Origin of the sequence: Pseudomonas sp. FP2196 (genome assembly GCF_030687715.1) — a bacterium.
Taxonomy (GTDB): domain Bacteria; phylum Pseudomonadota; class Gammaproteobacteria; order Pseudomonadales; family Pseudomonadaceae; genus Aquipseudomonas.
Genome location: NZ_CP117445.1, coordinates 2,184,268 through 2,205,503 on the forward strand (window position 1 = coordinate 2,184,268; position 21,236 = coordinate 2,205,503).

At 59.7% G+C, this 21,236-nt stretch carries 16 protein-coding genes and 4 tRNA genes; 16 read left to right on the forward strand and 4 right to left on the reverse strand.

The genetic code is table 11. The annotated features are described in order from the left end of the window. Positions 1-34: 34 nt before the first annotated feature. Entirely contained in the window at positions 35-1,084 is a 1,050-nt protein-coding gene (locus PSH79_RS09740; RefSeq protein WP_305442373.1) for an HlyD family secretion protein, read from the reverse strand. A 228-nt stretch (positions 1,085-1,312) separates the two neighbouring features. On the opposite strand from PSH79_RS09740, the gene gltX reads away from it, so the two are divergent. From gltX to PSH79_RS09800, 12 genes are all read left to right on the forward strand, one after another. Continuing rightward, positions 1,313-2,794: a glutamate--tRNA ligase gene (gltX, locus tag PSH79_RS09745; protein WP_007913414.1), complete on the forward strand. Its 1,482-nt coding sequence runs from the start codon at positions 1,313-1,315 to the stop codon at positions 2,792-2,794. 259 nt (positions 2,795-3,053) lie between these two features. Further along, positions 3,054-3,129 (forward strand) — tRNA-Ala (locus PSH79_RS09750). Positions 3,130-3,208: 79 nt separating this feature from the next. Then, positions 3,209-3,284, forward strand: a tRNA-Glu gene (locus tag PSH79_RS09755). Positions 3,285-3,337: 53 nt separating this feature from the next. Then, positions 3,338-3,413: transfer RNA gene (locus PSH79_RS09760), tRNA-Ala, on the forward strand. Positions 3,414-3,494: 81 nt separating this feature from the next. Continuing rightward, positions 3,495-3,570 (forward strand) — tRNA-Glu (locus PSH79_RS09765). Positions 3,571-3,751: 181 nt separating this feature from the next. Then, a complete protein-coding gene (locus tag PSH79_RS09770; RefSeq protein WP_305442375.1) occupies positions 3,752-4,291 on the forward strand; it encodes a TetR/AcrR family transcriptional regulator in 540 nt (179 codons plus the stop codon). Positions 4,292-4,321: 30 nt separating this feature from the next. Then, positions 4,322-5,155 (forward strand): alpha/beta fold hydrolase, encoded by an 834-nt coding sequence (locus PSH79_RS09775; protein WP_305442376.1) that lies wholly within the window; start codon positions 4,322-4,324, stop codon positions 5,153-5,155. A gap of 47 nt (positions 5,156-5,202) precedes the next feature. Next, positions 5,203-5,652 carry a thioesterase family protein gene (locus PSH79_RS09780; protein ID WP_305442377.1) on the forward strand — a complete coding sequence of 150 codons (450 nt, stop codon included), beginning with the start codon at positions 5,203-5,205 and terminating at the stop codon, positions 5,650-5,652. A gap of 159 nt (positions 5,653-5,811) precedes the next feature. After that, positions 5,812-6,771: a tRNA-dihydrouridine synthase gene (locus PSH79_RS09785; RefSeq protein WP_305442378.1), complete on the forward strand. Its 960-nt coding sequence runs from the start codon at positions 5,812-5,814 to the stop codon at positions 6,769-6,771. 121 nt (positions 6,772-6,892) lie between these two features. Then, complete coding sequence (locus tag PSH79_RS09790; RefSeq protein ID WP_016985252.1) at positions 6,893-7,339, forward strand: Hsp20 family protein; 447 nt, start codon at positions 6,893-6,895, stop codon at positions 7,337-7,339. A gap of 188 nt (positions 7,340-7,527) precedes the next feature. Beyond that, complete coding sequence (locus tag PSH79_RS09795) at positions 7,528-8,223, forward strand: DUF1266 domain-containing protein (RefSeq protein ID WP_160039038.1); 696 nt, start codon at positions 7,528-7,530, stop codon at positions 8,221-8,223. Further along, the gene (locus PSH79_RS09800; RefSeq protein ID WP_305442379.1) at positions 8,220-10,922 is read left to right on the forward strand and encodes a DUF805 domain-containing protein; all 2,703 of its coding nucleotides are present in this window, start codon (positions 8,220-8,222) and stop codon (positions 10,920-10,922) included. Before PSH79_RS09795 ends, PSH79_RS09800 begins: the two co-directional genes overlap by 4 nt. On the opposite strand, the gene PSH79_RS09805 is transcribed toward PSH79_RS09800, so the two are convergent. The 3 genes from PSH79_RS09805 to PSH79_RS09815 form a co-directional block, all read right to left on the reverse strand. Continuing rightward, complete coding sequence (locus PSH79_RS09805; protein WP_305442380.1) at positions 10,919-12,610, reverse strand: molecular chaperone HscC; 1,692 nt, start codon at positions 12,608-12,610, stop codon at positions 10,919-10,921. The two genes, PSH79_RS09800 and PSH79_RS09805, sit on opposite strands and share 4 nt — an antisense overlap. 86 nt (positions 12,611-12,696) lie before the next feature. Continuing rightward, positions 12,697-15,975 carry a PAS domain S-box protein gene (locus tag PSH79_RS09810; protein ID WP_305442381.1) on the reverse strand — a complete coding sequence of 1,093 codons (3,279 nt, stop codon included), beginning with the start codon at positions 15,973-15,975 and terminating at the stop codon, positions 12,697-12,699. Positions 15,976-16,043: 68 nt separating this feature from the next. Further along, positions 16,044-16,934: a LysR family transcriptional regulator gene (locus tag PSH79_RS09815; RefSeq protein WP_305442382.1), complete on the reverse strand. Its 891-nt coding sequence runs from the start codon at positions 16,932-16,934 to the stop codon at positions 16,044-16,046. Positions 16,935-17,074: 140 nt separating this feature from the next. Between PSH79_RS09815 and leuC the strand changes: the two genes are divergently transcribed. The 4 genes from leuC (at position 17,075) to leuB (ending at position 21,182) form a co-directional block, all read left to right on the forward strand. Beyond that, positions 17,075-18,493: a 3-isopropylmalate dehydratase large subunit gene (leuC, locus tag PSH79_RS09820; protein WP_305442384.1), complete on the forward strand. Its 1,419-nt coding sequence runs from the start codon at positions 17,075-17,077 to the stop codon at positions 18,491-18,493. A gap of 10 nt (positions 18,494-18,503) precedes the next feature. Next, entirely contained in the window at positions 18,504-19,148 is a 645-nt protein-coding gene (gene leuD, locus PSH79_RS09825; RefSeq protein WP_007913445.1) for a 3-isopropylmalate dehydratase small subunit, read from the forward strand. Positions 19,149-19,276: 128 nt separating this feature from the next. After that, a complete protein-coding gene (locus PSH79_RS09830; RefSeq protein ID WP_305442385.1) occupies positions 19,277-20,044 on the forward strand; it encodes a class I SAM-dependent methyltransferase in 768 nt (255 codons plus the stop codon). A gap of 55 nt (positions 20,045-20,099) precedes the next feature. Then, on the forward strand, positions 20,100-21,182 hold the full coding sequence (leuB, locus tag PSH79_RS09835; protein WP_305442386.1) for a 3-isopropylmalate dehydrogenase: 1,083 nt from the start codon (positions 20,100-20,102) through the stop codon (positions 21,180-21,182). Positions 21,183-21,236 lie beyond the last annotated feature (54 nt).

The following is a 21,236-nucleotide window of genomic DNA, read 5'->3' on the forward strand; positions in this document are numbered from 1 at the left end:
TCGGGTCGGTTCGCCGACCGGACGGATCAGCGAATCACCGGCCATTGTCCGGGGCGTCTTTGATGTTCACGGTGGCGGTGACGGACATGCCCGGACGGATCTTGCCGTGCAGCGGGTTGTCGGCCTTGAAGGTCAGTTTCACCGGAATGCGTTGCACGACTTTGGTGAAGTTGCCTGTTGCGTTGTCTGGCGGCAACAGGCTGAACTGCGCGCCGGACGCAGCGAACAGGCTGTCGACCCGCGCTTCGATTGGCGTGTCGCTGTAGGCGTCGAAAGTCAGCTCGGCTTTTTGCCCGGGCAGCATGCGGCCAATCTGGGTTTCCTTGAAGTTGGCCTGCACCCAGATGTCTTCGTCCGGGACGATCGACAGCAGATAGGCGCCGGCCTGCACCACTTGGCCATTGCGCGCGGCACGCTGGCCGACCAGGCCGCTGATCGGTGCGTGGATTTCGCTGCGGGTCAGGTTGAGTTCGGCCTGGGCCAGATCGGCGCGAGCGTTGGCGATTTGCGCGTCGAGGCGTTTGATCTCGGCGCTTAGTGCGTTGACTTGTTGGCGCTGACTTTGGGCATCGGCCTGGGCCTTGGTCACTTGCGAACGGGCGATATGGGCGTCGGCGGAGAGGGTGGTCACTCGTTCTTCGGAAACGTAACCGGGTTTGCGCAGGGTTTCTGCGCGCGACAAATCCATCTGCGAGCGGCCAAGCGTCGCTTGAGTGGTCGCCACTTGCGCATCACTGGCGGCGATCAGACTCGCTTGCTGTGTCAGTTTGCTCTGCGCTTGCAGGCGCTCGGCTTCGCGGGTGGCGAGGGCGGCGTTGGCGCGATCTACAGCCAGACGGAAATCCTCGCCTTCGAGGCGTACCAGCAGCTGGCCTTTTTCGACATGCTGGTTGTCCTGCACCAGCACTTCGTCGATGCGCGCACTCAACTGGCTCGACACGCGGGTGATTTCGCCCTGGACATAAGCGTTGTCGGTGCTTTCATAAAAGCGGCCCTTGAAAAACCAATGGGCGAAAAAGCCCCCGGCAATCAACAGGACCAGAAGCAGCAAAATGAGCAGGCGACGCTTGAGTTGGGCAGGCATGGGCAAACTGTAGTCGAGGAATTGTAAGGAAAGTTATCAGGGGGCGAATCTGGCATACAGCCGATAAACGGTAAATGCCATCCGCTGATATTCGGCCATTCACCGCGGCCAATGGGCGTTCCAGACGCAAACTTGGCTTAAATGCCCTGCCCGCTGGAGCGGGGCGGGTGTCGCCTGTTACCATTCGCCGCTTGATTGTTTTGCTTTTCATTCTTTTCGAGACATGCCATGACCACCGTCCGCACTCGCATCGCGCCATCGCCTACCGGGGACCCCCACGTAGGTACCGCTTACATCGCATTGTTCAACTACTGCTTTGCCAAGCAGCATGGCGGTGAGTTCATCCTGCGCATCGAAGACACTGACCAGTTGCGTTCGACCCGCGAGTCCGAACAGCAGATCTTTGACGCCTTGCGCTGGTTGGGTATCGACTGGAGTGAAGGCCCGGATGTTGGCGGCCCGCACGGCCCTTACCGTCAGAGTGAGCGTGGCGATATCTATCAGAAGTATTGCCAGCAACTGGTCGACATGGGCCATGCGTTCCCATGCTTCTGCACCGCCGAAGAGCTGGACCAAATGCGCGCCGAGCAAATGGCTCGCGGCGAAACCCCGCGCTACGACGGCCGCGCACTGCTGCTGTCCAAGGAAGAAGTCGCCGCCCGCCTGGCGGCCGGCGAACCGCACGTGATCCGCATGAAAGTGCCGAGCGAAGGCGTCTGCGTAGTGCCGGACATGCTGCGTGGCGACGTCGAGATCCCGTGGGATCGCATGGACATGCAGGTGCTGATGAAGACCGACGGCCTGCCGACGTACTTCCTCGCCAACGTGGTCGACGATCATCTGATGGGTATCACCCACGTGCTGCGCGGTGAAGAATGGCTGCCATCGGCGCCAAAACTGATTCTGCTCTACGAATACTTCGGCTGGGAACAACCGGAGCTGTGCTACATGCCGCTGCTGCGTAACCCGGACAAGAGCAAGCTGTCCAAGCGCAAGAACCCGACTTCGGTGACGTTCTACGAGCGCATGGGCTTTATGCCGGAAGCGATGCTCAACTATCTCGGTCGCATGGGCTGGTCGATGCCGGACGAGCGCGAGAAGTTCTCGCTGCAGGAAATGGTCGACAACTTCGACCTCAAACGTGTCTCCCTCGGCGGGCCGATCTTCGACATCGAGAAGCTGTCGTGGCTCAACGGCCAGTGGCTGCGTGACCTGCCGGTGGAAGAGTTTGCCGCTCGCGTGCAGAAGTGGGCATTCAACTCCGAATACATGATGAAGATCGCGCCGCACGTGCAGGGCCGCGTCGAAACCTTCAGCCAGGTTGCACCGCTGGGCGGGTTCTTCTTCGCGGGTGGCGTCAATCCGGATGCGAAACTGTTCGAATCGAAAAAGCTCTCGGGCGATCAGGTTCGCCAGTTGATGCAGTTGATCCTGTGGAAACTCGAAAGCTTGCGTCAGTGGGAGAAGGACAACATCACCGCGACGATTCAGGCGGTGGTCGAATCCCTGGAGCTGAAACTGCGTGACGCGATGCCGTTGATGTTTGCCGCGATTACCGGGCAGGCCAGTTCGGTGTCGGTGCTCGATGCGATGGAAATCCTCGGGCCGGATCTGACTCGTTACCGTCTGCGCCAGGCGATTGACCTGCTGGGCGGCGTGTCGAAGAAAGAAAACAAAGAGTGGGAAAAGCTGCTGGGCGCTATCGCCTAATCGCTTCTGGCTTTGTGTAGGAGCTGCCGCAGGCTGCGATCTTTTGACTTTGATTTTTTAAAAACAAGATCAAAAGATCGCAGCCTGCGGCAGCTCCTACAGGTATGCCTTCGATGCAGACCTCCCGGAGTTTCGGGGGGAGGGCGGTAAGTGATTGTTATGTCGGCAAAAAACTTTGAAATATTTTAAAAATAAGTTTGACAGCCCTCCGATACGCCCTTAAGATTCGCCCCGTCCTCAGCGATGACATCAACGATGAGGGGCTATAGCTCAGCTGGGAGAGCGCTTGCATGGCATGCAAGAGGTCGACGGTTCGATCCCGTCTAGCTCCACCAATTTACACTTCGATGCCTGGCCACACCGGCTTCGAAGCGGTCAACACTCAGTGTTGATCAGTTGTATAGAAGGGTTTGCGTCCCCTTCGTCTAGTGGCCTAGGACACCGCCCTTTCACGGCGGTAACAGGGGTTCGAGTCCCCTAGGGGACGCCAGTTTTACAGAAGTGATGTTGCAAAATGTCGCTCCGCCGCGAGGCGAAAAATCCGGGGCTATAGCTCAGCTGGGAGAGCGCCTGCATGGCATGCAGGAGGTCAGCGGTTCGATCCCGCTTAGCTCCACCAATTTTACAAGTTCAAGGTCTGGCCACACCGGCCTTGAATCGATCAGCTCTCAGCACTGATCAGTTGTATAGAAGGGTTTGTGTCCCCTTCGTCTAGTGGCCTAGGACACCGCCCTTTCACGGCGGTAACAGGGGTTCGAGTCCCCTAGGGGACGCCACGATTACCCGCTCTGCGGGATTTATAAGGGTCATTCAATTATTGAATGGCCCTTTTGTTTGTCTGGCGTTTGGCCAATTCTCCTTTTTCCTTACACTGTGCTTCAGACCAGCGGTCATATCCTCGACTTGCAGAATATTATTATGCGAATAATATTCTAGTCGTAATATTCGGAGGCAACGATGAACGATAAAAAAGCTCAAACCCGCGAACGCATCCTCAAGGCTGCCAGTGCTGCACTGATCCAGCGCGGCCCGGCAGACCCAAGCGTGGGCGAAGTGATGGGCGCAGCCGGCCTGACCGTCGGCGGTTTTTATGCGCACTTCGAAAGCAAGGACGCAATGATGCTCGAGGCGTTCAAGCAATTGCTCGGCCGCCGTCGCGACCTGATTGCCGACATGGACGCCGAACTGACCGGCGAAGAGCGTCGCGCCCTGGTCGCTGCTTTTTACCTGTCGCGCAAGCACCGTGATTCCAGCGACGCGGCCTGTCCTATCCCGGCCTCGATCGGCGAACTGGGGCGTTTGCCGGAGTCGTTCCGCATCGCGCTCAACGAACATCTGGAATTGATGCTTGCGCAGTTGGCGTCCAGCCCTGAGGACACCGACAAAGCCCTGGCCGACGTGGCCTTGATGGTGGGAGGTCTGGCACTCGCAAGAGCGCTCGGCCCTGGCGATTTATCTGATCGATTGCTGCGCGCGGCCAAGTCGGCGGTGCGCTGACCTGAAGGCAGCATGCCTGAGGAGAGAGCGATGAACACGTTGAAGTGGGTTCGTGGCGTTAATGGCACCTTGGGCTGGATTGCACCGAAACGGGTAGCGAGCAAAATGCGCCTGGCGTTCATGACGCCGCGTGCGCTACCACTGCGGGATTGGGAGTTGCCGTTGCTGGCCAATTCCGAACGGATCACCTTGCGCTTTGGTCTGTCAGCCCTGCGCTGGGGTCAAGGTCCGACCGTTTTGCTGATGCACGGCTGGGAAGGGCGGCCAACCCAATTCGCCGCGCTGATCACCGCGCTGGTCGAGGCCGGTTACACGGTCGTCGCACTCGATGGCCCGGCTCACGGCAGATCGCCAGGGCGTGAAGCCAATGTTGTGTTGTTCGCTCGCGCCATGCTTGAAGCTGCTGCCGAACTGCCGCCATTGCAAGCGGTGATCGGTCACTCCATGGGCGGCGCCAGTGCGATGCTGGCCGTGCAACTGGGCTTGCGCACCGAAACTCTCGTCAGCATTGCTGCACCCGCGCGAATTCTCGGCGTGCTGCGTGGTTTCGCACGCTACGTCGGGATGCCGCCCAGAGCACGTTCCGCGTTCATTCGTCAGGTCGAGCGGGATGTCGGCATGCGTGCGGCCACGCTGGACGTCGCCCACTACCAACTGGATATGCCCGGCCTGATCGTGCATGCCGAGGACGACAACTTCGTCTCGGTCAAAGAATCGCAACTGATCCACGAAGCCTGGTTCGACAGTCGACTACTGCGCCTGGAAGCCGGCGGCCATCAGCGTGTGCTGGCCGACCCTCGTGTGATTGATGGTGTGTTATCACTGCTGGCTGGCCGCAGCCTTCAGGCCCGGCAATCGGCGTAAGCATCCGTTACACTGCCCCGGTTGAATAATCTGACCGGGAGTGGGGCATGGGCTGGGATCGGGCAACGCCGTTTACCATTGATCTGCAAGTGGGCGCCGAGGACATCGACGGGCTGGGCCACGCGAACAACGCGGTTTACGTCACCTGGCTCGAACGCTGCGCCTGGCGCCACTCGCAGCGTCTGGGGCTGGATCTGGTCGAATACCGGCGTCTGGATCGGGCGATGGCGGTGGTACGTCACGAGATTGATTATCTGGCGGCCGCCTATGAAGGCGACGAGTTGCAATTGGCGACGTGGATTGTCGATTGGGATCAACGCCTGAAAATGACTCGGCATTTCCAGCTGATTCGCCCGAGCGACAACGCTACGCTGTTACGTGCTCAAACCACGTTCGTCTGCATCGAGTTGTCCACCGGCAAGCCCAAGCGCATGCCGGCCGAGTTTATCGAAGGCTACGGGCCGGCGATCCAGCTCTCAGAATCTGCGCAAATTTGAACTGTAGGAGTGAGCCTGCTCGCGATAGCGGTGTGTCAGCCACCTATGTCTCGACTGAAACATCGCTATCGCGAGCAGGCTCACTCCTGCATGGTTTCTGCGATTTCTTGCGATATCCAGTAAACTGCCGCACGTTTTTCCTTTAAGTAGTGTTTCCCCATGCAAATTGCTCTGGCGCCCATGGAGGGGTTGGTCGACGACATCCTTCGCGACGTGCTGACCCGCGTTGGCGGCATTGACTGGTGCGTGACCGAATTCATTCGGGTCAACGATCAGTTGCTCACACCGGCCTATTTCCACAAGTTCGGCCCGGAGCTGCTCAACGGTGCCCGCACGGCGTCCGGCGTGCCGCTACGTGTTCAACTGTTGGGTTCTGATCCGGTGTGCCTGGCGGAAAACGCTGCGCTGGCCTGCGAGCTTGGCTCGGAAGTGATCGACCTCAACTTTGGTTGCCCAGCCAAGACCGTCAACAAATCCCGTGGCGGTGCGGTACTGCTCAAAGAGCCGGAACTGCTCAATCAGATCGTCGAGCACGTGCGTCGCGCCGTACCTGCGCACATTCCGGTCACCGCGAAAATGCGCCTGGGGTTCGACAGCCCGGACGGCTCGCTGGTCTGCGCCACGGCATTGGCTGAAGGCGGCGCCGAACACATCGTGGTTCACGCCCGGACCAAAATGGACGGCTACAAGCCGCCAGCGCACTGGGAATGGATTCCGCGTGTGCAGGAAGTGGTCAAGGTGCCGGTGTTCGCCAACGGGGATATCTGGAGCGTCGAAGACTGGCGTCGTTGCCGCGAGATCAGCGGCGTGGAAGACATCATGCTCGGTCGCGGTCTCGTTTCGCGCCCGGATCTGGCCAAACAGATCGCCGCTGCACGGGCCGGCGAAGAAGTGGTCGAGATGACCTGGGCCGAGCTGATGCCGCTGATCCAGGACTTCTGGTTGCAGGCCAAGGCGCAGATGACTGCACGTCAATCCCCGGGTCGTTTGAAGCAATGGCTGGCCATGCTGACGCGCAATTATCCCGAAGCCACCGAGCTGTTTACCGTCCTGCGCCGTGAGACCGAACCGGATCATGTCTCGCGTTTGCTCGGTCTGCCGGTGGCTGAAGCCGCCTGAAAAAAATCTGCAAACAATCTCTTGAAATCAAATCAGCGGTCCCTATCTAAGGGTTACGCGATGCCGAATTCGGGTCGCGGAATCAAAAAACCTTGCTGATTGTTTTCAGGAGATTTGAACCATGAGTACTGCATTTTCCCTCGCACCACTGTTCCGTTCCTCGGTAGGTTTCGACCGTTTCAACGACCTGTTCGAAACCGCCCTGCGCAACGAGCCTGGCAGCAGCTACCCACCTTACAACGTCGAAAAACACGGTGATGACCAGTACCGTATCGTCGTTGCCGCCGCCGGTTTCCAGGAAGAAGACCTGGAACTGCAAGTCGAAAAAGGTGTGCTGACCATCAGTGGCGGCAAGCGTGATGCCAACGAAGGTGTGACCTTCCTGCACCAGGGCATCGCCCAGCGTGCGTTCAAGCTGTCCTTCCGCCTGGCCGATCACATCGAGATCAAGGCTGCCGATCTGAGCAACGGTCTGCTGAGCATCGACCTGCTGCGTGTGATCCCGGAAGAAGCGAAAGCCAAACGCATCCCGATCAACGGGGTGCAGAAGCCGGCGTTGCAGCACTGAGTCATGTGCCGCAACACAATCGTCTGAACAGGCGATGAGCCGCTGAATGAAGGCCCCGATACGTCGGGGCCTTTTTTGTGCGCGCAAGAAAACCGCTGTGCGACTTTGCCGCTGGCGGCGGTTTCTCTACAATCCGCCGCAGTTTTGCCGACCCCCATTCCTCACCGGTCGGCCTGGAGCCTTTTTTCATGGACGAGATTCAACAGCGCTGGCTGTGCGCCCTGTCTGCACCCATGGCGGCGATCAATACCGGCGCCAGCTACGACGACCCCGCGTTCTGCAATGATCGCTACATCGATCTGCAGGACAGTTGGGGTATCGATGACCGTGGGCAATTGTTCGACATGCTCGAACGGATGACCGACGACGGCCATGCCAAACACCTCAGCGCGGCCTATCTGGCGTGGCAGCGTTGTCTGCCGAGTGAATGGCAGGCCTTGCTTGACGACCTGAGTCCCCGCGAACGCATCCTGCATGAGTTTGCCAGTCGCACGTTCGGCAGTTGTGGGCCGGGCGGGATTTTGTCCTGGGACTATGGTCGCATGGGTTTTCTCTTGCGCTGTGCGGTGCGCAATCAGTGGGTCGACCTGGACGAAAGCAACTGGCTGCACAGTCGTTTGGCCCTCAGAGCGCAATTTCACTACGGTAGCTGGATGGCTTACTTCGATGGCTTTGTCGTGGGCCGGACGTTTTGGTCCTGCCTGAGCGCCAGCGACGACGAGCTGGCGCGCGAACTCGATCGACAAGGCGCCAACGCCCTTAACCTGCGGATTGCCCGCGGCCTTGCCGAAAACATCCCTCGGTTCCTTGCTGATTTGCCGTGGCATATGGAAATCGATTTGCCGCCACGCCCGGCATCGCTCAAGGAGTTCGACTGGTCATGAGTTGCTGGATCCGCCTGGGCATCGAGCCTACTAACGACGAAACCCTGATTCGCAACGCCTACCGCGCACGCTTGCCGGCACATCACCCGGAGACTGACCCGCAAGGCTTCCAGGCGCTGCGCATGGCCTACGAAAACGCCCTGCGTCTGGCGCGTGAAGACGAGGAAGAAGAACCCGAGGACGAGTACGAGTCCCAAGCCTCAGAACAGACTGTCGTTGAGGTCCCTCCCGTGTTCGGGGATTTTTGCGAGCTGCTGGATGATTCCGCGCGCCGGTTCAATTTCGCCGCGTGGCAGGCCTTTGTCCGAGGGCTGGATGAGCTGTCGCTGGACGTGCTCGATGAACTCAACTGGGCGCTGTACCACCGGATGGCCGACGCCGGTCCGTTGTCGTACCGTTGCGCGAATCTGTTGGCCAAGCGTATGGCCTGGGATCAACAGTTGCTGGATCTGGGCTTCGACGACGCACATCAGGTGGAGTTCTTTCTCCAGCGAATCGAAACGCCGGACCCGTTTGATACGGATCTGATGAGCACATGGTCCGAGGCAGCCCAAACTGAATCGCTGTGGTACGCCCGTAGTCTCGACTTCATCTTCAACCAGCGCCCACTGCAGGAGTTCGCCGACTTCGCCAGTCAGCATACCTGTCTGCCGTTGCCGGATGATGCCGCGTTTCTCAAGCGTCTGTTGGTGCAGTTCACTCAGGCAGGTATTGGCGGGCCGACGTTTTTGCAGTGCTGTATCGAACAGCAGCTTGCCGTACCGGACGATGTCGACTGGCTTTACCTGTTGGCGTGTCAGAACAGTCTGCTGGGCCAGGACGATCAGGCATTGCCGTGCTGGATCCGGCTGTGGAACGAGCATCGCCATCCGATGGCTGAAAGTCGTTTGCTGGAGCTGTGCGCCAAGCGTCAGCCGACTTTTCTGCCGCTGCTGATTCAGGCATTCGATCGCCTGCAGGGTATTTCTGCCTGGCCAGAGGATCTTGGCGATGACGGCCAAGTGTATGGCTGTCCGTCACAACATCCCGAGACGCTGAACCGCTGGCTGGGTGTCGGGCGGTTAAAGCTTGAGAGCCTTGCGCAAAGCTTTGTCGATTGGCGCATGAGCGGTGATGAGCTGCCATTGCTCGCGCAATTGTTGGGCGAAAATGCCGACAGCCGATTGCTGCATCTGTACCGGCATGCCTGGGCGCTGCATCGGGGTAATTCGGCTTTGCTGCAGCAGATTGTGGATGCACCGCTGCCGATCGATGCCCTCGAAAGCCTGGTGATGAGCGGATTCAAATATCAGGCTGAGCAACACCTGCGCTGGCTGAGCAGGGCACCGATTGCACTGGCCATGGGCGCTTTCAGTGACGCGGATTCTAGTGCGCGGCCCTTGCCGCAGGTACTGACGCAAGGCGAGCCGCATAAGGTCTGTCGTCTATGGTTGCGTCGCTTGCGGCCTTACAGCGACGCTGCGCTGGAAAGACTGGCAGACGCGTTCAAGCTGGCTGCGGTCAAAGACGACTGCGACTTGTCCGAACTCGATTTGATTCTGCAGTTAAGCCGGCGCGGGATTCAGTTGCCGCCGGTCGGGCTGGGTGAGGCCACTTGGGAGTGGCACTCGCAGACCCTGTTTTTGCTGGCATTGCTGGACCAGCCCCAACGCTGGCTGCAAATGATTGATGCGCAGTGCGTGGAGCGCCTGCCTTTCAATCCGGCCCATCCCTTGAGTCGCCTGCAACCTTTGTTGCGGCGCTTGCAGCGTGAGCAAGGCAGTTGCGATGGTTTGCTCGGATGGCTGCAAGGCAATGACCCGGTACATGGCTTGTTGGTGCAGCAATTGTTCAGCGTACAGCAGGCACTCGACAGCACGCGGTTACCGGCCAATACCCTGCTTTACACCTGCCTTGAAAGCGATCGTGCTGCCTGTGGCGACGATTTGCTGGGTTTGATGATGTTCTGGGGCGTGCTCTATCACGACCCGAGTCTGAGTGCCGAACAGCATCGCGCATTGCTGCAGTCGATTGCGGCGGTCAGTTGTGAAGACGCCTGGTTCGAAGGTTTTCGCGATGGCTTGATCAAAGGCGAGCCGGTATGGCCGCCGCGCAAAGTGCTGACGGATTTTGGTGTCGACAAACTGCTGGCGTATGAAGCGCTGGATGCGCTCAAGGGCTTGATTCGCTATGGCACTGCCGGGGTGCCGAAAACGCGCGTCCTGCGCCAACTGCAACAGGGCAAGGACGATGTGCAGAACAGTGTCGGGTTGCGCCTGGCCCTTTGCGCGATATTGTCCTGGTCGGAACGATTACTGCTGGCGAAAAGCGATGTGCAGCCGGTACCGGCGAGAGCGATCTGGCGTCTCGGCTCGCGGTTGGGGCGCAAGGCTTTTATCGCTCAGGTCTTGGGGTGTTTGGTGATTGCGCCGGTGGCAGGGTTGATCAGTGGCACCACGGGCGCTGGCATTCTTATCCTGTTATTGGGCGTGCTGCTGGTGTTCGGCGCTATTCTGCGCCGCTTGCACGACATGGGCCGGGGCATTCCGACGTTGCTGATCTTCATGGCGCTGACGCCGGTTCTGCCATTTTTGCCGTTGGTGTTGTTCGGGCTTGCCGGTGACAAGTTGCCCAACCGCTATGGTGTGCCGCCGGACAGCGGCGATTCCGAGATGCTATCCGGCGGCTTGCAGGCTGCTTTGCGGCGGCTCAACGGTTAGAGACGCAGTTGATCCAGCGCCTTGTTCAGCTCTGAGCGATGGCTGGCGATCTCCGAGGGTTGCTGGCCGCTGAGCACGCTGGTGAAGTTGTGCAGCCATTCGGCAATGTGCTCGCGTTGCTCGCCCAGACTCTGCATCCATGCTCGCTCCAGGCGGGCGAGCAACGTGCGGTTGGGCAGCGCATCGCGCGGATGGACTTTCAGTGTCGACAGCCGGTTATGGCTGTCGCGACGCGCTTGCTCGTCCAGACCGGTGGGGCTGCGGTCGATGCTGTGACTGTGACGCTCGCCGGTTTCGAGCAGGGTGACGTCGACTTCGAGCAAACCGTTGATGTCATAGCTGAAGCGTACGTCCAGCTCCTGGATGTGTTCAGTGGGCGTCAACGTCACATCGAAAGCATCAATCAGAATGTTGTCGCAAACCCACGGCCGTTCACCCTGATAGACGGCGATGCGCAGCAGCGATTGCTTGGGCTGGGTGGTGTAATAGCGCTCCACCCTTGACGTAGGAATGATGGTGTTACGTTCGATGATGGGCGAGAAGGCACCTTTGATGTCTTCTCCACGCATGGTCGCAATCCCCAGCGTATACGGGCAGACATCCGTCAGAATCAACTCTTCAACCGCCCCGTCACGCGCCTTGCACGCCGCTTGCGTCGCCGCCCCCAGCGCAACAATCGTGTCTGGATCAAGATGCCGGTAAGGCAGGCGCCCGAACAGCGTGGCGACCATTTGCTGCACCGCCGGCATGCGCGTGGCGCCGCCAACCAGCACCAGGCTGTCGAGGTCGCGGGGCTTGAGTCGGGCATCGCGCAGCGCTTGTTCGATTGGCGCGCGCAAACGCGCCAGCAACGGTTCCCAGATTTTTACCGCAGCGGCTTCGTCCAGTGACCATTCGAAGGTCTTGTCGGCGTGGCGCCAGCTCAGGTGTTGAGTGCCTTCGCCGAGTTTGCATTTGAGCTGCTCAAGCGCATCACCGAGGCTGGCCATGCTTTGCGCATCGACCATTGCCGGGGTCAGTTGCCAGTGTTTCAGGCAGGCCTGTAACAGCGCGGCCGTGAAGTCTTCGCCGCCGAGAAAGTTGTCGCCGGTGGAGGCGTGCACTTCGATCAGCGGCAAAGCGTATTCCAGCACCGTGACGTCGAACGTACCGCCGCCAAGATCGAAGATCAGCGTACGTTCGAACTTCTGCTCATGCAGTCCGTAAGCCATGGCGGCGGCGGTCGGCTCGTTGATCAGACGCGTCACCGAGAGTCCGGCGAGTTCAGCGGCAAACAGCGTGCGTTTGCGTTGTTCGTCGCTGAAATACGCCGGAACGGAAATCACCGCTTCCGACACCGGGTGGCCGAGAAAGGCTTCGGCGTCCTGCTTGAGTGAGCCGAGCACCAGCGCCGACAACTCTTCCGGACTGAACTGACGTGCACCGAGCTGGACTTGTTTATCGCTGCCCATGAACCGCTTGAATGCAGCGGCGGTGCGCTCCGGGTGCGTGGTCAGTCGGGCGCGGGCGGCTTTGCCGACCAGAATCGTGTCGTCTTCATCGAGGCTGACCACCGATGGGGTCAGCACGTCGCCGAGGGCGTTGGGAATCAATCGGGCCTGACCGTCCTGCCAGACGGCGATCAGACTGTTGGTGGTGCCAAGGTCAATGCCCAGCAGGGCCGGGCGGGGGAGGGTTGCATCCTGCATGATCGATCTCGAAACGGCGCAAAAAACGCGACCCTACAGGTTGCCGTCAGTACTGGCAATTGCCGGTCTGTTGCAACCTGCGCGCATCAGGGCAGCAGCTTTTTCAGACCCTCCAGCGGCAATGGCCGACTGTGCAGATAGCCCTGATACAAGTGGCAGCCCAGCCCTTGCAGGAAGGCCAGTTGCTCCGGGGTTTCCACGCCTTCGGCAATCACTTCGAGTTCCAGGCTGCGGGCCATGGCAACGATGGCGCGGATGATCTCCGCGTCGTTCGGATCGGTGGTTGCATCGCGAATGAACGACTGGTCGATTTTCAGCGTGTCCACCGGCAAACGCTTGAGGTAAGTCAGCGACGAATAGCCGGTGCCGAAATCGTCCATGGCGAAGCTCACGCCGAGTTTTTTCAGACGACGCATTTTACTGATGGTGTCTTCCAGGTTCTGAATGACGATGCCTTCGGTGATTTCCAGTTTCAGCAGCGAGCAAGGCAGGCCGTGGCTGGTCATGCTGTGTTCGATGCGCTCGACGAAATCGTTCTGGCGGAACTGTCGTGGGCTGATGTTCACGCACAGGCTGAATTTCAGCGGGTCGACCAGCTTCAGGGCAATCAGTTGTTTGAGGGACTTGCAGGCTTCGTCGAGGATCCATGTGCCGACCTCCAGAATCAGGCCGCTGTCTTCCAGTACCTTGATGAACTCGGTCGGCGACTGCGTACCGAGTTCCGGATGATTCCAGCGCACCAGGGCTTCGGCGCCAATGATGCGATTGTTCTGCGCGTCGACCTGCGGCTGGAAGTGCACTTTGAATTCGCCGCGGGACAGCGCCATGCGCAAGTCAGTCTCCATGCGCAACCGTTCGCTGGCCGCCTTCTGCATGGTGTTGTGGTACATCGTCGTGGTGTTGCGCCCGGAATCCTTGGCCCGGTACAGGGCGATGTCGGCGCGTTTGAGCAGGTCGGTCGGGGTCGAGCCGTGGTCCGGAATCAGCGCCACGCCAATGCTCGGCGTCACTTGCAGGCGTTGACCGTCGAGGAACATCGGCTCCGATAGTAGCTCGCGTATGGTGTCGGCCAGTTCGCGCACCTGCGCGCTGACTTCATTGCGAGTGCCTTCCAGGCCGCTGAGCAGCACCACGAATTCATCGCCGCCCAGGCGTGCGACCGTATCCTCCATACGCACGCTGGCTTCGAGCCTTGCGGTGATGATCTTCAGCACGGTGTCTCCGACCGGGTGGCCGAGGGAGTCGTTGATGTGCTTGAAGTGATCCAGATCGAGAAACAGCAGCGCACCGCGCAGGTTGTGGCGTTTGAGCAGGGCGATCTGCTGGCTCAGACGATCCATCAGCAGGGCGCGGTTGGGCAGGTTGGTCAGCGGGTCGTGGTAAGCCAGATGACGGATCTGTGCTTCGGCGTTTTTCAACAGGCTGACGTCCCGGGCAGTCAGCAGCAGGCACGCTGTTTCGTTCAGGGTGATCGGCTCGACCGAGACCTCAACCGTTAGCATTTCCCCGCGTTTGTTGCGCCCGAGCATTTCCTGATGATGCACGCGCCCCTTGATCTGCAACTCGGCCAACAATGCCGAGCGTTGCTTCTCCTCGGCCCAGATGCCCACCTGATATACGGTTTTACCGACCACTTCATCGGCGCGATAGCCGGTGAGGCGGCAGAAACCATCGTTGACCTCCAGATAGCGCCCGGTGTCGCGCTCGGTGATGGTGATCGCGTCGGGGCTGGAGTGAAAGGCCTTGGCGAATTTCTCTTCACTGGCCTTGAGTGCGGCTTCCGAGCGTTGCTGTTGGGTGATATCCCGCAGCGTGGTGACGATGCACGGTTGGTCGCCGACGCTGATCTGCCGGCTGGAAATCACGCAGGTCAGCGACTGGCCATCCTTGTGCTGGACGATGATCGCGACATTGCTCAGGCCCTGTTCACGGATAACCCGTTCGATGCGTTGCAGGCTTTTGGCCGAGGCGTCCCACAGGCCGATATCTTCGGCCGTGCGACCGATCACGTCAGCAGCGCTCCAGCCGAACGTTTGGGTGAAGCTGGAGTTGATTTCGATGAAATCGCCGCTGTCCTGGCGCGTGACGCAGATCGGATCGGGGCTGACCTGGAACAGCGTGGCGAATTTCTCTTCCGACGCCACCAGCCGCTGCTCGCGCTCGACCTGATCGGTGATGTCCAGCAACGTGCCGGCCATGCGCAGCGGTGCGCCGTTTTCATCGCGGTAGAGGCGGGCGCGGCTTTCCAGATAGCGCGAGCTGCCGTCCGGCAGTTGCACGCGATACGTCAGTTGATAATTGCCCGCCGGGCCTTCGCGCAGGCTTCGGTAGGCATCGCGCATGCTGTCGCGTTCTTCGCCGGGTACGCCTTCGAAAAACTCATCGAATGATTCATGAAACGGAATCGGTTCCAGGCCATGCAGTTGCGCAGCACGGGCCGAGCCGTAGAGCATGCCACTGGGAATGTGCCAGTCCCAGGTGCCGAGCTGCGCCGAATCCAGCGCCAGATCGAGGCGTTCCTGGCTGTCTTTGAGGGCGTGTTCGGCGGCTTTGCGCTCGGTGGTGTCGAGGAAGGTGCTGAGCAGATAGGGTTGGCCTTCGAGTTCAACCTTTTGCGCGCTGAGGATGCCGTCAAGGACTTGGCCGTTACTGGCGCGAAATTGCACTTCCATGCTGACCAACTCGCCCTTGGCTTTGGTTTTCTTGACCAGTTCGCCCCGTTGCTCGGGGTGAACCCACAGGCCCAGTTCCAGGGTGGTGCGGCCAATGGCACTCTGTACCGGCCAGCCGAACAGACTTTCAAAATACTGGTTGGCTTCGCTGATCAAGCCGTCTTCCTGTCGGGTCAGCAGCACCATGTTCGGGCACAGATGAAACAGCGTGGCGAAACGTTTCTCCGAGCTGCTCAGAGCCTGTTCGCGTTGGCGCTGGTGGGTGACTTCACGAATCACCCCGATCATTCGGGGGCGGCCGTTTTTATCCGGGAGCAAGCTGCCGTTGATCTCCAGCCAATGCAGGCTGCCGTCGGGCCAGCGGATACGGTGGTGCATCGCCTGTTCCAGCGGTGCGCCGGCAATCACTGCGTGGAAGGCACGCACGGTTTTTGCCCGATCTTCCGGTGGCAGCAAATCGAGGTATTCGAGATCTTCCGGCAGCGGCTGGCGCGGATCGAAACCGAACAACGCCTGGGTGCCCCGTGACCAACTGATCTGCCCACGCTCGATATCCCAATACCAGGCGCCGAGCCGCGCGCCATTGAGTGCCGCGAGCAATTGCGGCGCGCTCTCCCAGCTCTGCTCGGAGTGTCGCGGGTCAATGGCTTGAATGCGCGGCATCGGCGGAATTCGGTCAACAGATTTCGGCATCGTTAACAGGCCTTGAGCGGGTGGTGGCGTTAGGCACAGAGACAGCAGCTCTATAGGAGTAGCACAAGTTAGCCCTGAGTCCCTGGCAGATCGATTTGTGCATCCAGCAAGGCCATAAATGCCTTCGCCGCATTCGATAGCGTCCGTTCGGTGTGCACGATATAGCCTAGCTGGCGAGTGAGCTGTATGCCCGGCAATGCGATGCTCGCGACCTGATCGTCTAGCATGGTGCGCGGCAGAACGCTCCAGGCCAGACCGATGGAGACCATCATTTTGATGGTTTCCAGATAGTTGGTGCTCATGGCGATGTTAGGCGTCAGGCCCTGCGCCTCGAATAAACGCTGAACAATATGGTGTGTAAATGTGTTGCCGCCGGGGAAAACCGCCGGATGACCGGCAATGTCCGCCAGGCTGACGGCGCCATTGCTGATCAGTGAATGCTCGGGAGCGACCACGAAATCCAGCGGGTCGTCCCACACCGGGGTGGCCTTGACCAGCGTATGTGGCTCCGGGGCTAGGGTGATGACCGCCAGTTCCGCACGGCCATGGAGAATTTCTTCGTAGGCCACTTCCGAATCGAGAAACTGAATATCCAGCGCGACCTGTGGGTAGCGGCGGGTGAACTCCCTTAATAACGGCGGCAAACGGTGCAGGCCGATGTGGTGACTGGTGGCCAGCGTCAGGCGGCCGCTGACTTCGCCGGTGAGGTTGGTCAATGCGCGGCGGGTGTCGTCCAGCACGTTGAGAATCTGATAAGCCCGAGGCAGCAGGGCACGGCCCGCCTCAGTCAGACCGACTTCGCGACCCAGCCGATCAAACAGGCGCACCTTTAATTGCTGTTCCAGCCCGGCGATGCGCTTGCTGATCGCAGGTTGCGTCAGGTGCAGGCGTTCGCCGGCGCCGGAGAAGCTGCCGGTCTCGGCAATCGCGATAAAAGCATTGAGGTTGGCCAGATCCATGTTCGTATTCCAGTTGGTTATCCAAAGCATAAAAAATATGAATTTGAGTTATTTAATCTAACCCCATAGGATCGGCCTCACAAGCCAAAGGGTTATTGATAAGCCCAGGGCATAGAAACAAGCTGATGAGGAACCGTCTGATGGCCGGCAAAACGCTCTACGACAAGCTCTGGGATTCGCATTTGGTCAAACAGCGCGACGATGGCTCGGCGCTGATTTACATCGATCGTCACATCATCCACGAAGTGACCTCGCCGCAAGCCTTCGAAGGCCTGCGCCTGGCCGGGCGCAAGCCTTGGCGCATCGATGCCAACATCGCGACCCCGGACCACAACGTACCGACGACTCCAGAGCGCAAGGGCGGCATCGAAGCCATTGCCGATCAGGTCTCGCGTTTGCAGGTTCAGACCCTCGATGACAACTGCGATGAATACGGCATCGTCGAGTTCAAGATGAACGACGTCCGCCAAGGCATCGTCCACGTGATCAGCCCGGAGCAGGGCGCGACCTTGCCGGGCATGACCGTGGTCTGCGGCGATTCCCACACCTCGACCCACGGCGCATTCGGCGCGTTGGCTCACGGTATCGGCACTTCCGAGGTCGAGCACGTGCTCGCCACCCAGTGTCTGGTCGCCAAGAAAATGAAAAACATGCTGGTGCGCGTCGAAGGCCAATTGCCGTTCGGTGTGACCGCCAAGGACATCGTCCTCGCCGTGATCGGCAAGATCGGCACTGCCGGTGGTAACGGCCACGCCATTGAATTCGCTGGCAGCGCGATCCGCGACCTGTCCGTCGAAGGCCGCATGACCATCTGCAACATGTCCATCGAAGCCGGCGCCCGCGTGGGGCTGGTGGCGGCGGATCAAAAGACTGTTGATTACGTGAAAGGTCGTCCGTTCGCACCGAAAGGCGCGCAGTGGGACATGGCAGTCGAAGCCTGGAAAGAGCTGGTGTCCGACGCCGACGCGAAGTTCGACACCGTGGTTGAGCTCGACGCCACGCAGATCAAGCCGCAAGTCAGCTGGGGCACTTCGCCTGAAATGGTGTTGGCCGTTGATCAGAACGTGCCCGATCCGGCCAAAGAGATGGATCTGGTCAAGCGCGACTCGATCGTCCGCGCCTTGAAATACATGGGTTTGACCGCCAATCAGGCGATCACTGACATTCAGCTCGATCGCGTCTTCATCGGCTCCTGCACCAACTCGCGGATCGAAGATTTGCGCGCGGCGGCAGTTATCGCCAAGGGCCGTAAAGTCGCTTCGACGATCAAGCAAGCGATCGTGGTGCCGGGCTCGGGTCTGGTGAAGGCGCAGGCTGAAGCCGAAGGTCTGGACAAGATTTTCCTCGAGGCTGGTTTCGAATGGCGTGAGCCGGGTTGCTCGATGTGCCTGGCGATGAACCCGGACCGCTTGGAGTCCGGCGAGCATTGCGCCTCGACCTCCAACCGTAACTTCGAAGGCCGTCAGGGCGCCGGTGGCCGTACCCACCTCGTCAGCCCGGCCATGGCTGCTGCGGCAGCGGTGAACGGTCGTTTCATCGACGTTCGTGAATTGATCTAAGGAGCGCAGCATGAAAGCTTTTACCCAGCACACTGGTCTTGTCGCGCCCTTGGATCGTGCCAACGTCGACACCGATCAGATCATTCCCAAGCAATTCTTGAAGTCGATCAAGCGCACCGGTTTCGGCCCTAACCTGTTCGACGAATGGCGTTATCTGGATGTGGGGCAACCGTATCAGGACAACTCCAAGCGCCCGCTGAACAAGGACTTCGTCCTCAACGCCGAACGTTATCAAGGCGCCAGCGTGTTGCTGGCCCGCGAGAACTTCGGTTGCGGCTCCAGCCGTGAACATGCGCCGTGGGCGCTGGAAGAATACGGTTTTCGCAGCATCATCGCGCCGAGCTACGCCGACATCTTCTTCAACAACAGCTTCAAGAACGGCTTGCTGCCGATCATCTTGAGCGACGCGGAAGTCGACGAACTGTTCAAACAGGTCGAAGCCGAGCCGGGCTATCAATTGCAGGTCGATCTGCAAGCGCAAACCGTGACCCGTCCGGATGGCAAGGTTTACAGCTTTGAAATCGATGCGTTCCGCAAACATTGCCTGTTGAACGGTCTGGACGATATCGGTTTGACCTTGCAGGACGGTGATGCGATTGCGACGTTTGAGGCCAAACATCGGGTCAGCCAGCCGTGGTTGTTCCGCGACGCGTGATTTACCTATGACGAATGACGCCATCGCGAGCAGGCTCACTCCCACAGGGGAACGCATTCCAAATGTAGGAGCCTGCTCGCGATGAGCCCCTCAGAAGCAACACAAGGCTTAAACAAAAGGATGTCCCCATGACCAGCTCCGCCCAGCACGCTCAGGTCGTACAGAAGCAATTCGGTGAACAGGCCGCCGCCTACCTGAGCAGCGCCGTTCACGCTCAGGGAACCGAATTTGCACTGCTAAAGGCTGAACTGGCGGGGCAGGGCGAGGCCCGGGTGCTGGATCTGGGTTGTGGCGCCGGGCATGTGAGCTTTCACGTCTCACCGCTGGTCCGGGAAGTGGTGGCTTACGATCTGTCGCAGCAAATGCTCGACGTGGTCGCGGCCGCTGCTGTTGATCGCGGCCTGAGCAACATCGCCACGGTCAACGGCGCCGCCGAGCGTCTGCCGTTTGCCGATGGCGAGTTCGACTTCGTGTTCAGCCGTTATTCGGCGCATCACTGGAGTGATCTCGGTCTGGCCCTGCGTGAAGTGCGCCGGGTGCTGAAACCGGGCGGTGTGGCGGTGTTCGTTGACGTGTTGTCGCCCGGCAGTCCGTTGTTCGACACTTACCTGCAAAGCGTCGAAGTACTGCGCGACACCAGCCATGTGCGCGATTATTCCGCCGGCGAGTGGTTGCGTCAGGTCAGCGAAGCTGGCCTGTATACCCGCAGCACCAAGCGTCAACGCCTGCGTCTGGAGTACAGCAGTTGGGTCGAGCGCATGCGCACACCCGAAGTGATGCGCGCGGCGATCCGCCAGTTGCAGCAGTCGATGGGCAACGAAGTGCGCGAATATTTTGAGATTGATGCCGACGGCTCGTTCAGTACAGATGTGATTGTGTTGATGGCTGAACGCTAAGAATTTTTCCGGGAGTGCCAGTAAACGGCGCACCGATTGAAGACACGAGGAAAGCATGAGCAAGCAGATTCTGATTCTCCCAGGTGACGGTATTGGTCCGGAAATCATGGCCGAAGCGGTCAAGGTGCTGGAGCTGGCCAACGACAAATACAGCTTGGGTTTCGAACTGAGCCATGACGTGATCGGTGGCGCGGCCATCGACAAGCACGGCGTGCCGCTGGCTGACGAAACCCTCGACCGTGCCCGCGCTGCCGATGCCGTGCTGCTGGGCGCCGTGGGTGGCCCGAAATGGGACACCATCGAGCGCGATATCCGTCCTGAACGCGGTCTGCTGAAAATCCGTGCGCAATTGGGCCTGTTCGGCAACCTGCGTCCGGCGATTCTCTATCCGCAACTGGCCGATGCTTCCAGCCTGAAGCCGGAAATCGTTGCCGGCCTGGACATCCTGATCGTCCGTGAGCTGACCGGCGGCATCTACTTCGGCGCGCCACGCGGCACCCGTGAGCTGGAAAACGGTGAGCGTCAGGCCTACGACACTCTGCCTTACAGCGAAAGCGAAATCCGCCGTATCGCCCGTGTCGGTTTCGACATGGCCATGGTCCGTGGCAAGAAGCTCTGCTCGGTGGACAAGGCCAACGTACTGGCGTCCAGCCAACTGTGGCGTGAAGTGGTCGAGCAGGTGGCCAAGGATTACCCGGAAGTCGAACTGAGCCACATGTACGTCGACAACGCCGCCATGCAGCTGGTGCGCGCACCGAAGCAGTTCGACGTGATCGTCACCGACAACCTGTTCGGCGATATCCTGTCCGACGAAGCGTCGATGCTCACCGGCTCCATCGGCATGCTGCCGTCGGCCTCGCTGGACTCCAATAACAAGGGCATGTACGAGCCTTGCCACGGTTCCGCTCCGGACATCGCCGGTAAAGGCATTGCCAACCCGTTGGCGACCATTCTGTCGGTGTCGATGATGCTGCGTTACAGCTTCAATCTGCACGATGCGGCCGATGCCATTGAAAAAGCCGTCAGCGTTGTGCTCGATCAAGGGTTGCGCACTGGCGACATCTATTCGGCCGGTTGTACCAAAGTCGGTACGCAGGAAATGGGCGACGCAGTAGTCGCCGCGCTGCGGAATCTGTAATCTCTCGGGCCCGCTGCGAAATTCAATACAAAGCAGCGGCCCACTTTTCAAGAA

Bases quoted from the DNA above. Each gene is read 5' to 3' on its own strand.
- PSH79_RS09770 (WP_305442375.1), top strand. From the start codon at position 3,752: ATGAACGATAAAAAAGCTCAAACCCGCGAACGCATCCTCAAGGCTGCC.
- PSH79_RS09810 (WP_305442381.1), bottom strand. From the start codon at position 15,975: ATGCCGAAATCTGTTGACCGAATTCCGCCGATGCCGCGCATTCAAGCC.
- leuB (WP_305442386.1), top strand. From the start codon at position 20,100: ATGAGCAAGCAGATTCTGATTCTCCCAGGTGACGGTATTGGTCCGGAA.
- PSH79_RS09780 (WP_305442377.1), top strand. From the start codon at position 5,203: ATGGGCTGGGATCGGGCAACGCCGTTTACCATTGATCTGCAAGTGGGC.
- PSH79_RS09790 (WP_016985252.1), top strand. From the start codon at position 6,893: ATGAGTACTGCATTTTCCCTCGCACCACTGTTCCGTTCCTCGGTAGGT.
- PSH79_RS09785 (WP_305442378.1), top strand. From the start codon at position 5,812: ATGCAAATTGCTCTGGCGCCCATGGAGGGGTTGGTCGACGACATCCTT.
- gltX (WP_007913414.1), top strand. From the start codon at position 1,313: ATGACCACCGTCCGCACTCGCATCGCGCCATCGCCTACCGGGGACCCC.
- PSH79_RS09775 (WP_305442376.1), top strand. From the start codon at position 4,322: ATGAACACGTTGAAGTGGGTTCGTGGCGTTAATGGCACCTTGGGCTGG.
- leuC (WP_305442384.1), top strand. From the start codon at position 17,075: ATGGCCGGCAAAACGCTCTACGACAAGCTCTGGGATTCGCATTTGGTC.
- PSH79_RS09830 (WP_305442385.1), top strand. From the start codon at position 19,277: ATGACCAGCTCCGCCCAGCACGCTCAGGTCGTACAGAAGCAATTCGGT.
- PSH79_RS09805 (WP_305442380.1), bottom strand. From the start codon at position 12,610: ATGCAGGATGCAACCCTCCCCCGCCCGGCCCTGCTGGGCATTGACCTT.
- PSH79_RS09740 (WP_305442373.1), bottom strand. From the start codon at position 1,084: ATGCCTGCCCAACTCAAGCGTCGCCTGCTCATTTTGCTGCTTCTGGTC.
- leuD (WP_007913445.1), top strand. From the start codon at position 18,504: ATGAAAGCTTTTACCCAGCACACTGGTCTTGTCGCGCCCTTGGATCGT.
- PSH79_RS09800 (WP_305442379.1), top strand. From the start codon at position 8,220: ATGAGTTGCTGGATCCGCCTGGGCATCGAGCCTACTAACGACGAAACC.
- PSH79_RS09815 (WP_305442382.1), bottom strand. From the start codon at position 16,934: ATGGATCTGGCCAACCTCAATGCTTTTATCGCGATTGCCGAGACCGGC.
- PSH79_RS09795 (WP_160039038.1), top strand. From the start codon at position 7,528: ATGGACGAGATTCAACAGCGCTGGCTGTGCGCCCTGTCTGCACCCATG.